This is a genomic window from Alteromonas infernus (assembly GCF_902705815.1).
Genome location: NZ_CACSIG010000017.1, coordinates 1 through 13,709, shown reverse-complemented (window position 1 = coordinate 13,709; position 13,709 = coordinate 1). Strand labels below are relative to the sequence as shown.

The following is a 13,709-nucleotide window of genomic DNA, read 5'->3' as shown; positions in this document are numbered from 1 at the left end:
CAGAAAAAGAAAGAAAGGTTTCACAAAACAAAAAACCCCGCTTGCGCGGGGTTTTTCTAAGCCTGTTCGGCGAGAAGCTTTCGCGCTTACTCAGCTACGATGCTTACAAATTTACGGTTTTTCGGTCCTTTAACGTCGAACTGAACTTTACCGTCTTTTAGTGCAAACAACGTGTGGTCTTTGCCGATACCCATGTTGTCACCAGCGTGGAAACGAGTACCACGTTGACGAACAATGATGTTACCAGCAAGAACAGATTCGCCACCAAAGCGTTTAACACCTAGGCGTTTACTCTCTGAATCACGACCGTTTTTGGTACTACCACCAGCTTTTTTGTGTGCCATGTGTTCGTGCTCCTATTATGCGTTGATACCAGTGATTTTCACTTCTGTGAACCACTGACGGTGACCCGCTTGCTTACGAGAGTGCTTACGACGACGGAACTTAACGATTTTTACTTTATCGCCACGACCGTGTGTAACAACCTCAGCAGTCACCTTACCACCAGCAACGATTGGTGTGCCGATTTTTACGTCGTCACCGTTGCTTACCATTAAAACTTTGTCAAATTCAACCGTTTCGCCTGGGGCTACTTCGATTTTTTCAAGACGAACGGTTTGGCCTTCGGCCACACGGTGTTGTTTACCGCCACTTTGGAAAACCGCGTACATAGTTAACTCCGCTCTGCGTCCACTGACGCTTCAATTCAAAAAACAGGGCGCGAATTGTACGTGAAACATCCGTAAATCACAACCCCGATTCGCAGAAAAATAGATTATTTTTCCAACATGGGCAGAATTATGCCCCAATTGCCTATTTGATGCAGCTTGAAATGCACCTAAACCAGCAAAAAATAGAAAAAAATTTGAATAAACGACAATGTTACCACGCGACTTATGCGTTGGAATAAGACGTTGAGCGCAGCATTTTACCCACGTTTTAGACCATAAATAAGCCTGATCTGAGAGACAGATCGGATTATGATCGGGTCGAAAAATAAAACGATCCCAAAAGCGATCCGCGCTTGTGTTCTTCTGACAATTGCGTTTTTGATAATAAAAGTTGGCGCCTATTCATTACATCGTCACCCCAAAATGTTCTGAAATAACCCTTTGGCAGGAAAAATTGATGAGAGTACCTATAATTCTAAATATGAGAGGGTAATGTGGCATGAACACATCGAAGTGGTGCGGATTAGCCTATTAGATAAAACCCTAGAAATTGTATAAATCTATTGAGCGTATTTCAGGAATTACACGTAAATGCGTTAAGCCGTCATTTTTTAAGACAATTTGGTGGATAGTACGGGTGATTAAGGTACAATCGCCTCCAATAATTGCCCAAGACGTAAGAGTAAGTATTTATTGCCATGCCTATGGATATAGACCAAATCCGCGCCCTGTCTAATGATGATATGCAGGCGGTTAATCAGCTGATTCAACAACAAGTCGACTCTGAAGTCGCCCTTATTAATCAGCTTGGTTTTTACATCGTAAACAGCGGCGGCAAACGCTTACGCCCACTTCTTACCGTATTAAGCGCGCGAGCCATGGGCATTGATAACAACGAACATCACACCTTAGCGGCGATAGTAGAGTTTATTCACACTGCCACGCTACTTCACGATGACGTAGTGGACGAGTCAACCATGCGCCGCGGCCGTGAAACCGCTAACGCGATTTTTGGTAATCAAGCATCGGTACTGGTAGGCGACTTTTTATATACTCGTTCTTTCCAAATGATGGTAAGTCTTAAACGCATGCGCGTTATGGAAATATTATCGGAAGCCACAAATCAAATTGCTGAAGGTGAAGTATTACAGTTGATGAACTGTAACGATGCCGGCACTACCGAAGCCCGTTATTTTGATGTTATTTACGGAAAAACTGCTCGATTATTTGAGGCCGCAACACAATTAGCCGCAGTACTTACCGAGCAAAACGAGCACATTGAGCGTGCGATGCAAGAGTACGGCAAGCATTTAGGTACAGCCTTTCAATTAGCCGATGATATTCTTGACTACATGGCTGATAGTGAAGAAATGGGTAAAAATGCTGGCGACGACTTAGCAGAGGGTAAACCTACCCTTCCGCTGCTTTACGCCATGTGGCACGCTACGAATGATGGCGACAAAGCACTTATTCAAGAAGCGATTGAGCAAAGCAATGGCCTACCACATTTGACGCGAATTCAAGGCATCATGGAAGAAACCGGCGCATTAGACTACACACGCCAATGTGCGCAAAAGGAAGTGCAGATGGCCATTGATAGCTTAAGCGCTATTGAAGACTCTAAATACAAAGAAGCGCTGATTGCGCTGGCGCATATTTCAATTGAGCGTACAAGCTAGTTATCGATAAGTAAGGTACGAAGGCGTGTTGTAATCAACACGCCTTTTTTGTTGGGGAGACCTAAACAAAATATAAAACATGGGCTTGTAGACTTATTGGCACACAGAATGTTTCTTGTGCTCTGGCAAGCCGTTTCAGTAAACATTTTTTCTGCATTAACTAAGCATTACAGCGATGTTTAGGCTAAACCTACTTTTAACAAGTTAGCCTTCAAGCATAAAACCTATCATCCCCACTAAGAAACCAAGAATACCGCCAAGGGGTGGAAGCCAATGATTTTCCATGCGGATTTGCGGGGCAATATCCTGAAATACCGAATATAGAATTCCCCCTGCGGCAAAGAGCATAATGCCACTCATAATCACAGGAAACTGCGCCAAGTAATAAAAGCCCACAAGACTAAACAGAGGGCCTAGTAAGGCCATACCTATGAACAGCAAAATAAGCTTTGTACTGCGCTGTTTATTTTTAGGCAGCATTTCTCTGTAGGCATTAAAGCCTTCGGGTAAATTTTGAACGGCTATCAAAAGCCCTAGCAACATAGTGCCGCCACCTAAAGCTGCGGTGGTGCCAAGAGCGATAGATTCGGGCACAAAATCGCTAAGCATGGCGGCTAGCTGGCTGCCCGCCGTTTGCTTCTTGGCCAAATAAATATCTAGTGCCATGAATGCGAGCGCACCGCCAACAAAACACGCGATAGCGGCAAAGACAGACACATCTTTGATGCCCTCGGGCACAAGCACCAGCCCTACCGCTGAGATAAGCGCGCCGGCTCCTAACGCCAAAATGCCGTGGCGTAATTCTTTCTCTAGCCACTTGGGCTGAATACCTTGATAAGTGGCTAAAATGGCGCCAGCGGGCATCGCAAGCCCAGCTACCGTTGCCATGATGAGTAAACCTACAATGTCGCCTTGTGGCATAGAGACTCCTTTCAACTATTTAAACTTTCTAACATTGTTTACTTATTGCAGCATCAATGGTTTACATAAAAAACAAAGGTAACGACCAATTGCTAACCCAATGCGCTTAATACAAATACGCCACATCTCAGCTTTTCATTCAAATAGTGACTGCCGTCACAAGCTAACGGTTATCACCTGATGACTTCGTTCTTATTACTTAAAAGCTGACGAGCTTAACGAAAAAGAACAGCTTTAAGCTGCTCTTTAATAACACTATGACTATTTTTACTCGCTAACAACGAGATACAGATTAACCTATTAGTTTAAATCTAAATCTCGGGTCATATCCTCGTTTTTATCGCGGTGCACAATAATATTGTCTTCAATACGAATACCGCCAAATGGTTTGTAAGCATCAATGGTATCCCAGTTGATAAACTTAGACGCAGGCGTTGCTTTTAGGTCGCGCAATAAGCTCTCGATGAAATACAAGCCAGGCTCGATGGTGAACACCTGTCGGGCTTCTACCATGCGCGTGCAGCGCAAGAACGGATGATCATCAGGCGCAGGCTTAGGCGTACCGCGGTCGTCATTTACCAGCCCGCCTACATCGTGCACTTGTAGCCCTAAGAAGTGACCGATGCCATGAGGGAAGAAGGTGCGCGTTATACCCATTTCCACTATTTCAGGCGGCGTTAAATTTACCATGCCTGTGTCGTGAAGAATTTGCGCAATACCATCATGCGCCAGTAGATGAATGTCGGTGTAGGCGACACCAGGCTTTAACGAGTCGACTAAAGTTAACGTAACTTTATCTACCGCCTGTATAAGGTCGCGGAACATCGCTGAATTTTGAACGTCGTTTTGACTGTAGGTACGGGTAATATCAGCCGCATAGCCGTTATAGTTAGCTCCCGCATCAATCAAAAATGAACGAGACTCTTTTGGTGCCACCGTATCACACTGCATGTAATGCAAAATCGAGGCATGTTCATTTAGCGCTACAATGCTGGTATATGGCACATCGTTATCGCCCTGCCGGCTCGCCATTGCATAGGCAAGGTTGATATCGAATTCGCTTTTACCTTCACGGAAAGCTTGTTCAGCAGCTTTGTGGCCAGCTACAGCAAGCTTATTGGCCTCGCGCATGCAATCTAGCTCGTAGTCGGTTTTGTAGGCGCGTTGATAATGCAAATAGTGCAATACGCGATCTGGGTTTACATTCTCAAAGCCCAACGCTTTCGCTACTTCAATATATTCGCCCACATAAGCAAAGCGACGCTTGTCGTAGGGTAAAAACTTTTCCACCGCATCGGCTTGCTGAAGCAACTTAATATCGAAACTGTCTGTCCAGAAGTCGTTTGGTTCAGGTGGCACTTTGTGCCAGAAGTCTTCAGGGCGATAGAAAATAAGCGTAGGCTTATCTACACCGTTAACCACCAGCCAGCAGTTAGGGTTATCAATAACCGGAAGCCACGCTTTAAACTGCGGGTTTACCTTAAACGGATAATGGTTGTCATCTAAGAAAAGGCGCTTGCCCTGCCCCGAGTGAATTACTAATCCGTCTAGCCCTTCTCGCTGTAGTGCCTCTCGGGTACGCGATTGTAGCTCTTCTATATGCTGTTGGTAGGTTGCTTGATGTTGCGACATAGCCCCTCTTATCTTTTTAGTCGTTAGATCCACTAGTGTAACACGAGGCCAGCATGACATGCATACTGGCTCAGACCGATACGCTTTCATTTACGCTAAGGCGCGCCTAAGCACGCCCTAACGGCATGTTGCTATCGCGGCGCTAGCTGCAAAGTGCCCGTTACCGGATGTGTACTTACCGCTTCTGCAGAAGGGATCATATCGCGGGTAAGTTGAGGGAAAATATTCTCGTTTCCACCTAACTGCTGGTCATAAATATGCTGATAGGCCATTACCGCTTTCACATAGGCTCGGGTTTCTTTGTAGGGAATGTTCTCAATCCAAATGTCCACGGGTAAGGCTTCATTAGCGGGTAACCATTCCAACACTTTGCGCCACCCCGCATTATAAGATGCCGAAACCAATACGGGGTTATTGTTAAGCTTATCCATCAAGTAACGCAGGTACTGTACGCCGTATTCAACATTGTCGTTTACTTTGAACAATTCACTTCGGCTTACTTTTTCTTTTGCTACATAGCGCGCTGTGCCCGGCATAAGCTGCATAAGCCCTGCTGCACCTACAGGTGAAATAGCGTCACTTCTAAACGAACTTTCTCGACGAGCAATAGCCATAGCAAAGGATTTTGAAATGCTGTAAGCCTGAGATTTTTTGCTAAATACATCGCTAAACGCTAACGGAAAGCGACGCTCCACGTCATCCCAATAGCCACTGCGTGCAAAACTGGTAATGGCCTGATCGTAAAGTCCCCACTCATAGGCTAAAATCCCTGCATCGGTCACTTTCGCTTCAGGTAAATGAGAAAGCAAGTAATACCACTCTCTGCGGGCCTCTGTGGTTCGGTCTAGTCTAAAGAACTCAACTGCACGCATGGTGGCTGGGGTTTTAGCTACACTGGCGATGGCAGCGGTATCTCTAGGTGCTGGCGTATGAGCAAGAGAAGGAATTTCACCTATATGCGCACTGGCCATAAAACCATAATAATGACGCTCTTGAGCTAATTCTTTGTATAGCACCGTTGCCTGCATACTTTGACCTAGCGCTTCTAACGCTCTCGCCTTCCAATAACGGTAGTTTTCTTCTTGCTGCAAACTTGCCGGTGCGCTGTTAATAACATCTACCACTTCCTGCCATTTATTCGTGCGCAATAAGTGAGAAATGTGCCATAACTTAACGTCATCGCTAGCGCCATTTACGTCAGCGAGTTCAAGCCAATGATGGGCTTGAGGTAAGCGGTCTAATGTATAGCTAAGCGCAATAGCTCGTCGCATCATATGCTGTTGCGCTTGTGAAAAGACCTTCTTATTGTTGTAGCGCGAATAAACCTGACTCGCTAAATCCGGATTTCTCCACGCAAGTTTTTCTACCGCCCATACAATAATGTTGGCTTCATGCGAAGCATGTTTCAGCGGAAACAAAGCGGTTTTACTTACTCGGCTGGTATCGCGGGTTACTGACAACCACGCATCAGCTAAATACTGCTTATTGCTCGGAAGTTGCCGCTTAAGGTAGGAAATAATACTTCTATTCCCCTCTTTTGCGGCAATTTCAATTCGCTTGATGACCATTTCTGGCGTCATCATGCCCGCTTTCTTCCACTTTGCAAAAAGCGGGTCGCATTCATCAGGCTGAGACTGACCATGAAGCCACAGTGCATTGACTTCTTGTAACAGAACCTGCTCGCTCTCCCCTTCTTTTAACCGGTAGTTCAGCGCAATACAGGTAAGCCTTGCCCCCATGCCCGGGCGGTAATTATCTAAAAATGTACTGCGGTAGTTATTTTTAGCTAAGTAGTTAAGCCATTTATAACGCAGGCCATAACTTACGGGTTGACCATTAAAATCGGCTAAAAATTGCTTCACTTCACGCTTCGTCCTAATGGACATGGTGCGGTCTAGCTTAAGCCTCAATAAATAGGGGTATAGGGGGTATTCGGCCAGCTCATATATGTCGTTGTCGAGATTTCGGACCCTGCGCTTAGAATAAGTTAACAGCTTTTTTTCGACTTCGAGATATCGCGCTCTTTCTTCCTTGTAAATATCTTCGGGCAAGGATAAAGATTGTGATGCGTTGGCGGCTATAGACAACACCGAACATACTATCGCGCCCACCACAGTGGCGATAAATTTGACGTTGACTGTCAACGCTCGCTGACGCAACTTAGCACTAAAATAAAAACCAGACACAATAGAATTCCTACCCTGCTCTACACTCGAACGCTTATGAGCGCTGGCGACTTTGCCTAATCGAGCTGATTGTAAAATGTTGCTGAAAAAGCAGCATTGCGACTGACCCACTAGGTTTGTTTGACAAACAAAGGGAAATTTTCAGCCTTGGCTCCTTGCCAAAGAAGATGTTGTGCCAGCTGTCGTTAGCTATGCTTTACAAACATAGTTGACATGATTGTAGATTATTCTTTTGCTGGATTGGCGCTTTGCGCCAATAACGCTCATTATACAACCACCAATGCCGAAATGAAGCTTGAATTCGATATTTGCACTTGAATTTAAGTCATCGGACCACTACCTTAGACAAATTGAAACGCTTGTTTGATTTTTTGTTGAAATTTTGTGTGGCTTTGTAAAGAATCTAGCCACCCTAACGCGTTAGTGAATGCATACGACCCTACAAATTAGTTGGATTACTTCACTAACATCCTGGCCAATGCCGAAGGAGATGATAATGATATACACAGGCAAAAGTCTTTCCGTCAGCCTGTTAGATGACGGCTTTGCTGAGCTGGTATTCGACGCCGAAGGTTCAGTAAACAAGTTCGACCGCCAAACAGTGAGCGAACTTGACGAAGCAACCCAAGCCCTACTTGCTAAAGGCGATGTAAAAGGCTTAGTAGTACGCAGTGCAAAACCTGCATTTATCGTAGGTGCAGATATCACCGAGTTCACTGGTCTTTTCACTATGGACGATGCTGAAGTACTACAGTGGGTTGCCAATACGTCACAAGTATTCGACCGCTTCGAAGACCTACCTTTCCCTACCATTGCTGCTGTTAATGGCTTTGCGCTAGGTGGTGGTTGTGAGATGGCATTGGCGTGTGACATGCGTATTGCAGACACAACAGCTTCAATCGGTTTACCAGAAGTTAAGCTAGGCCTTATGCCTGGTTTTGGTGGCACGGTTCGCCTTCCTCGCTTAATAGGTGCAGATAACGCCCTTGAGTGGATGACTACTGGCCGTGACAGAAAAGGCGCGAAAGCCCTTGCTGAAGGCGCGGTTGATGCCGTTGTTGCTCCAGAAGCACTTGTTGAAGGCGCACTTTCAATGGTGAAAGACGCTGCAGAGGGCAAGTTTGACTGGCAAGCTCGTCGTGCGGTTAAGAAAGCCCCACTACAGCTAAACAAAAACGAAGCTATGATGAGCTTCAGTACTGCTCAAGCCATGGTATTCGCGCAAGCTGGTAAGCATTACCCAGCTCCGCACAAAATGGTTGAGACGGTACAAAAAGCAGCGGGCCTAGACCGTGACGGTGCACTTAAGCTTGAAAACGAAGGCTTTGTGGCCCTTGCGAAAACCGACGCAGCGAAAGCACAAATCGGCATTTTCCTTGCCGACCAGCTAGTTAAGAGCAAAGGCAAGAAGCAAGCAAAAGCAGCCACTAAGCAGTCTAAGCTTAACGCTGTTCTAGGTGCAGGCATCATGGGCGGCGGTATTGCATACCAAAGCGCAGTGAAAGGCACACCGGTAATTATGAAAGACATTAATCAAGGTGCACTAGACCTTGGTCTTTCAGAAGCGGCCAAAATTCTTGGTAAAGGTATGAAGCGCGGTAAAGTTGATGCGACTAAAATGGCGCAAACGCTTAACGCAATTACACCTACCCTTGAGTACAGCACGCTTAAAGATGCAGACCTTGTTATTGAAGCGGTTGTAGAAAACCCGAAAGTAAAAGGTATTGTACTTAAAGAAGTAGAAGACAATGTAGCGGACGACGCTATCATCACTTCAAACACTTCTACTATCTCTATCAATCAGCTAGCTAAAAGCTTAGACAAGCCAGAGCGCTTCTGTGGTATGCACTTCTTCAACCCAGTGCACCGCATGCCGCTTGTTGAAATTATTCGTGGCGAAAAAACGTCAGAAGAAACCATCAATGCAGTAGTAGCCGCTACCCTTAAAATGGGCAAAACCCCTATTGTGGTTAATGACTGCCCAGGGTTCTTGGTAAACCGCGTATTGTTCCCATACTTTGCGGGCTTCAGTAAGCTACTTATCGACGGCGCTGACTTTGTTGCTGTTGATAAAGTAATGGAAAAAATCTTCGGCTGGCCAATGGGCCCGGCTTACCTAATGGACGTTGTAGGTATCGACACAGGCGATCATGCAGCAGACGTAATGGCAGCAGGTATTCCAGAGCGTATGGCTCGCCTAGACAACGACCCAGTAACCCTGTTCTACAAAGAAGAGCGTTTAGGTCAGAAAAACGGTAAAGGTTTCTACAACTACGGTGTTGATAAGCGCGGTAAGCCTAAGAAAACACCTGCTGAAGAAGCATATGCACTAATGGCGCCCCACGTAGCTGAGAAGACAGACTTTGAAGCTGACGACATTATTGCACGCCTTATGATCCCTATGGCAAACGAAGCAATTCGCTGCCTAGAAGAAGGCATTGTAGATAGCGCAGCTGAAGCAGACATGGCGCTACTTTACGGCTTAGGTTTCCCTCCATTCCGCGGTGGTATTTTCCGTTGGATTGAAACCATTGGCTTGGCGAACTTTGTTGCTATGGCAGACAAGTACGCTGAACTTGGTCCAATTTATCAGATTTCAGATGGCGTTCGTGAAATGGCCGCTTCTGGTAAATCCTATTTCGCATAAGACCCGGAGGAAAAACTAATGAAAGAAGTGGTCGTAATCGATTGCGTACGTACCCCAATGGGTCGTTCAAAAAACGGTGTTTTCAGAAATGTGCGTGCAGAAGACCTATCTGCAGCACTAATGACCGCGCTACTAGAGCGTAACCCTGGCGTAAATCCAGCGGAAATTGAAGACATCATTTGGGGCTGTGTTCAGCAAACTAAAGAACAAGGCTTCAACGTTGCACGTAACGCGCAACTACTCACAAAAATTCCACGCACAACGGGCGCGGTAACGGTTAACCGTTTATGTGGTTCATCAATGCAAGCCCTTCACGATGCAACAAGCGGCATCATGAGCGGTCGTGGTGACATTTACATGATTGGTGGTGTTGAGCACATGGGTCACGTACCGATGAACTACAACATCGACTTCCACCCAGGTCTTGCCAAGTACACAGCGAAAGCGTCGGGTATGATGGGTATGACAGCCGAGCTACTTGGCCGTCAAAATGGTATTACTCGTGAGCAACAAGACGCTTTTGGCGCACGTTCGCATCAGCTAGCGCACAAAGCACACCTTGAAGGCCGCTGGGCTAACGAGATTGTGCCTGTTGAAGGTCACGATGCAAATGGCGTATTAAAGCTAATTGACTACGATGAAGTAGTTCGCCCAGAGAGCACTGCTGAGAGCATGGCGGCACTTCGCCCAGTGTTCGACCCAGTAAACGGTACTGTTACTGCGGGTACATCTTCTGCGCTGTCTGACGGTGCATCAGGCATGCTGCTTATGTCAGCAGACCGTGCGAAAGAGCTTGGCCTAACGCCACGTGCGAAAATTCGCTCGATGGCTGTGGCGGGTTGTGATGCGGCAATTATGGGTTATGGCCCAGTGCCAGCAACACAAAAAGCCCTTAAGCGCGCTGGTCTTACTATGGACGATATTGAACTTGCTGAGTTTAACGAAGCGTTCGCTGCACAGGCACTATCGTGCATTAAGCAACTAGGTTGGATGGACCACCTAGATACTAAGATTAACCTTAACGGTGGTGCGATTGCACTTGGTCACCCACTAGGTTGTTCTGGTTCACGTATCTCAGGTACGCTTATCAACCTAATGGAATCACAAGACGTAAGCCTAGGCTTAGCGACTATGTGTATTGGTTTAGGCCAAGGTATTGCTACCGTATTTGAGCGTGTATAAGCGTTTAAATAAGCGCTTTTAAAGCTAAATTTTGAAAAGGGCCTTCGGGCCCTTTTTTGTTTCCGTGAACAAGAAACTAAAACGCTAAATTAGAAAGTGGGCTGACGACACCATTCGCTCCTTGTTGAAGTATATGGGTATAAATTTGAGTGGTTCTAACATCGGCATGACCTAGTTGGTCTTGCACCGTTCTGATGTCTGCGCCAGATTGCAGTAAATGAGTAGCAAATGAATGACGAAGCGTGTGAGGCGTAACATGCTTGATTATTCCCGCATCACCTGAAGCACGACTTACCGCACGCTGTATCTGTTTTTCATCTATATGATGACGCCGTAATAGCTTGCTTTCTGGATCGATACTTAACTTTGATGCAGGGAACAAATACTGCCATTCCAGCGTTTTATTGCGCTGTTGATACTTTTTCCTCAACCCATGTGGAATCCAAGCACCAGCAAAGTCTGGCACCATCAAATCTCGTTGCAAAAGTTTTTCACTTTCACTGATATGATTTTTTAAAAGTGGGATAAGTGATTCTGACAGCGTTACCACTCGATGCTTGCCCCCTTTCCCAAACCAAATTCTCACACACTTGTAGTCGAAGTCTATATCTCCCGTTCTAAGACGCACGCACTCCATTAATCGAAGGCCACTGCCATAAAGAAGTGCTACTGCTAAGTAATGATGGGTAGGCACCCTACCAAGCAATGCTTTTACTTCTAACTGGGTTAGCACAACTGGCAGCTTTCTTTCCCTTCCGCTTCCTACAAAATTCATGTCAGAAGGGAGTGGCTGTTCTAAATACTTGTTGTACAGGAAGACCAATGCATTAAGTGCTGTGGCTTGTGTAGACCGCGCATTTTTTCGCTTGGTAGATAGATGAGTAAGGTATGCTTCAACATGCAACACGTCGAGATCTTTCGGGTGCTGAAATTTGTGAAAACGAATGTAATCTGAAATCCAGTTTATGTAGGTTTGTATAGTACGCTTTGCATAGCGCTTGAGCATCATGTGCTCGTACAGGGATTTAATAAACTGAGACTTCATATTCGACTCCAAAATAAAAGAAGTCTATTTGATAAATCGCAACGAGATAACTGACTTTAGTGCCTGTTTTGTTGCAAAGGCACTCACGAAATATCCCAAATTCACCTGCAACCCGATTTGGTGTTTTTAGCTTTTGAGTAAAATACACCAAAAACGTATTTTACTAATCCTATCGATAGGTTATGGTTTAATCATATTTATAACCAAACGGACAAAAACCCCGTTCTGGTTCGTTAAATCGCCCCGTTTAGGGAACGATTAAATTGTTATATGACAAGATTCGCTTTCAAATATGGATAGGTTTAAATACGAAGTAAAAACTGTAGGTGGGGTATTCAAGCTGCGCTCCACAAAGCTCAAAGAATTAGAAGAACTCTGCGGTAATATGGGTAATAAAGGCTGGGAACTTGTTTCTGTAAACTATGACTGGCTAACGGTTAGCTATACTCTTTTTTTTCAGAAAAAAAGTCCTCAATTAAAGTGCCGCGGTTATTGGTCTTAGGTTATTTTAGCATTGTCATATAACAAGCCAATCAACACACTCACTACGTTCGCTGGGACGCATACACGCGGGGCGGCTTCGCCATTATGCCCCACATGTCTGCGCCCGTTATTGGAAAGTTATAAGGCGTCAGCCTAAACTGCATTTGGCTTTATGAAAATCCCAGTGGAACTACCCTCTCCTGTTTTCATTAGCATCGCTCTGGCTTGTGGTAGGTTTAAACCCGCCGCTTTCAATTCAAAGGTTGCGCATTAGGCGCTTTATCGCCAAGTTATTGTTCAACGTCAATAAGCGCCAATGCGTTCGACAGTTCAAATGGCGGCTAGCTTAAGCTAAATTAAAAACACTAGTGCACAGTCGTTTTGCTTGTCTGGGTTAACAATCAATCGTATGCTGGCTTTAACAGTTTTTAAACAGACCAAAGGAACTGGCTTTGCTTATAACAAGGCGCTTAAGACCACTCCCTTCGGTCGCTCGGACGCATTTACGCGGGGCGGCTTCGCCATTATGCCCCACGCAACTGCGCCGCTTAGCTTAATGTTATGTGACTGGTTGTTGACCATATGGAAACTGAATTTTTGGAAATTGAATCTTATACTATCGCAAGTGACGTAGGCGACAGAGATGGTATAGGAGTAGAGTTTTATTGCCATGGAAAAATGATCATGGAAATCTTTAGAGATGATACCAAAAGAACAAGAGAAGTAACTTTATACAAAAAAGAGTTACCGATTGATCTTGTTGAGAAAGCTATCCAAATATTCAAGCAAGAAATACCCGAAGAGTTCGAAGATTAAATTAGCAAAGTCACATAACAAAAAAAATTAAGTCACTCGCTGGCGCTCGTTGGGACGCTAACACGCAGGGCCGCTTCGCTATTATGCCCTACGCGTTATCGCCCCTTATTTAAAAGTTAGGCGTCATTTACTTACAGCATTAAAGTGTAGGTTCAGACGTGACATTCCAGCATCAAGGTTTTTTCGCTAGGTTGTCTTCACAGCTAGCTTTCCCAGTTGTTTAAACAACTTTAGCAACGCGTTTTTCATAAACATCGCAACACCAACATTCTGCATCACCAGTCTTCTAAACCCGCTCTTTTATCCAGCAATATCCTTAACATCTGGCTTTTCGCACAGGGTTGTTTTATCTTAAATTCAATAATTTAAACACGCGGTCTTTTTGGCTAGTGGTGGCAGCAAAGCTGCGTACGTTCCTTTGTACGCCTAACAAAACGCTGTTGGCAC

Annotated in this window: 10 protein-coding genes; 4 read left to right on the top strand and 6 right to left on the bottom strand. The window is 45.3% G+C overall.

Going from position 1 to position 13,709, the window contains the following annotated elements:
- Positions 1–86: 86 nt before the first annotated feature.
- Both rpmA and rplU read right to left on the bottom strand, forming a co-directional pair.
- Positions 87–344 carry a 50S ribosomal protein L27 gene (gene rpmA, locus ACX5J7_RS03915; RefSeq protein WP_012517170.1) on the bottom strand — a complete coding sequence of 86 codons (258 nt, stop codon included), beginning with the start codon at positions 342–344 and terminating at the stop codon, positions 87–89.
- A 15-nt stretch (positions 345–359) separates the two neighbouring features.
- Complete coding sequence (gene rplU / locus ACX5J7_RS03910; RefSeq protein WP_012517169.1) at positions 360–671, bottom strand: 50S ribosomal protein L21; 312 nt, start codon at positions 669–671, stop codon at positions 360–362.
- A gap of 704 nt (positions 672–1,375) precedes the next feature.
- Between rplU and ispB the strand changes: the two genes are divergently transcribed.
- A complete protein-coding gene (gene ispB / locus ACX5J7_RS03905) occupies positions 1,376–2,350 on the top strand; it encodes an octaprenyl diphosphate synthase (protein ID WP_015066162.1) in 975 nt (324 codons plus the stop codon).
- Positions 2,351–2,554: 204 nt separating this feature from the next.
- On the opposite strand, the gene ACX5J7_RS03900 is transcribed toward ispB, so the two are convergent.
- The 3 genes from ACX5J7_RS03900 to ACX5J7_RS03890 all read right to left on the bottom strand — a co-directional run bounded on the left by ACX5J7_RS03900 (position 2,555) and on the right by ACX5J7_RS03890 (position 7,089).
- Complete coding sequence (locus ACX5J7_RS03900) at positions 2,555–3,271, bottom strand: ZIP family metal transporter (RefSeq protein ID WP_015066161.1); 717 nt, start codon at positions 3,269–3,271, stop codon at positions 2,555–2,557.
- A 300-nt stretch (positions 3,272–3,571) separates the two neighbouring features.
- Positions 3,572–4,903 (bottom strand): Xaa-Pro dipeptidase, encoded by a 1,332-nt coding sequence (gene pepQ / locus ACX5J7_RS03895; protein WP_462835086.1) that lies wholly within the window; start codon positions 4,901–4,903, stop codon positions 3,572–3,574.
- A gap of 131 nt (positions 4,904–5,034) precedes the next feature.
- Positions 5,035–7,089 carry a transglycosylase SLT domain-containing protein gene (locus ACX5J7_RS03890; RefSeq protein ID WP_278384574.1) on the bottom strand — a complete coding sequence of 685 codons (2,055 nt, stop codon included), beginning with the start codon at positions 7,087–7,089 and terminating at the stop codon, positions 5,035–5,037.
- Positions 7,090–7,585: 496 nt separating this feature from the next.
- On the opposite strand from ACX5J7_RS03890, the gene fadB reads away from it, so the two are divergent.
- On the top strand, positions 7,586–9,736 hold the full coding sequence (gene fadB, locus ACX5J7_RS03885) for a fatty acid oxidation complex subunit alpha FadB (RefSeq protein WP_020744651.1): 2,151 nt from the start codon (positions 7,586–7,588) through the stop codon (positions 9,734–9,736).
- An 18-nt stretch (positions 9,737–9,754) separates the two neighbouring features.
- A complete protein-coding gene (gene fadA / locus ACX5J7_RS03880) occupies positions 9,755–10,918 on the top strand; it encodes an acetyl-CoA C-acyltransferase FadA (protein ID WP_015066159.1) in 1,164 nt (387 codons plus the stop codon).
- A 76-nt stretch (positions 10,919–10,994) separates the two neighbouring features.
- Here fadA and ACX5J7_RS03875 read toward each other — a convergent pair whose 3' ends face one another.
- Positions 10,995–11,963, bottom strand: coding sequence for an integron integrase (locus ACX5J7_RS03875; protein ID WP_024015657.1), 969 nt, complete (start codon positions 11,961–11,963; stop codon positions 10,995–10,997).
- Positions 11,964–13,028: 1,065 nt separating this feature from the next.
- On the opposite strand from ACX5J7_RS03875, the gene ACX5J7_RS03870 reads away from it, so the two are divergent.
- Positions 13,029–13,262 (top strand): hypothetical protein, encoded by a 234-nt coding sequence (locus tag ACX5J7_RS03870; RefSeq protein WP_498706174.1) that lies wholly within the window; start codon positions 13,029–13,031, stop codon positions 13,260–13,262.
- The last annotated feature ends 447 nt before the right edge of the window (positions 13,263–13,709 follow it).

Bases quoted from the DNA above. Each gene is read 5' to 3' on its own strand.
- rpmA (WP_012517170.1), bottom strand. From the start codon at position 344: ATGGCACACAAAAAAGCTGGTGGTAGTACCAAAAACGGTCGTGATTCA.
- pepQ (WP_462835086.1), bottom strand. From the start codon at position 4,903: ATGTCGCAACATCAAGCAACCTACCAACAGCATATAGAAGAGCTACAA.
- ispB (WP_015066162.1), top strand. From the start codon at position 1,376: ATGGATATAGACCAAATCCGCGCCCTGTCTAATGATGATATGCAGGCG.
- ACX5J7_RS03870 (WP_498706174.1), top strand. From the start codon at position 13,029: ATGGAAACTGAATTTTTGGAAATTGAATCTTATACTATCGCAAGTGAC.
- ACX5J7_RS03900 (WP_015066161.1), bottom strand. From the start codon at position 3,271: ATGCCACAAGGCGACATTGTAGGTTTACTCATCATGGCAACGGTAGCT.
- fadA (WP_015066159.1), top strand. From the start codon at position 9,755: ATGAAAGAAGTGGTCGTAATCGATTGCGTACGTACCCCAATGGGTCGT.
- rplU (WP_012517169.1), bottom strand. From the start codon at position 671: ATGTACGCGGTTTTCCAAAGTGGCGGTAAACAACACCGTGTGGCCGAA.
- fadB (WP_020744651.1), top strand. From the start codon at position 7,586: ATGATATACACAGGCAAAAGTCTTTCCGTCAGCCTGTTAGATGACGGC.
- ACX5J7_RS03875 (WP_024015657.1), bottom strand. From the start codon at position 11,963: ATGAAGTCTCAGTTTATTAAATCCCTGTACGAGCACATGATGCTCAAG.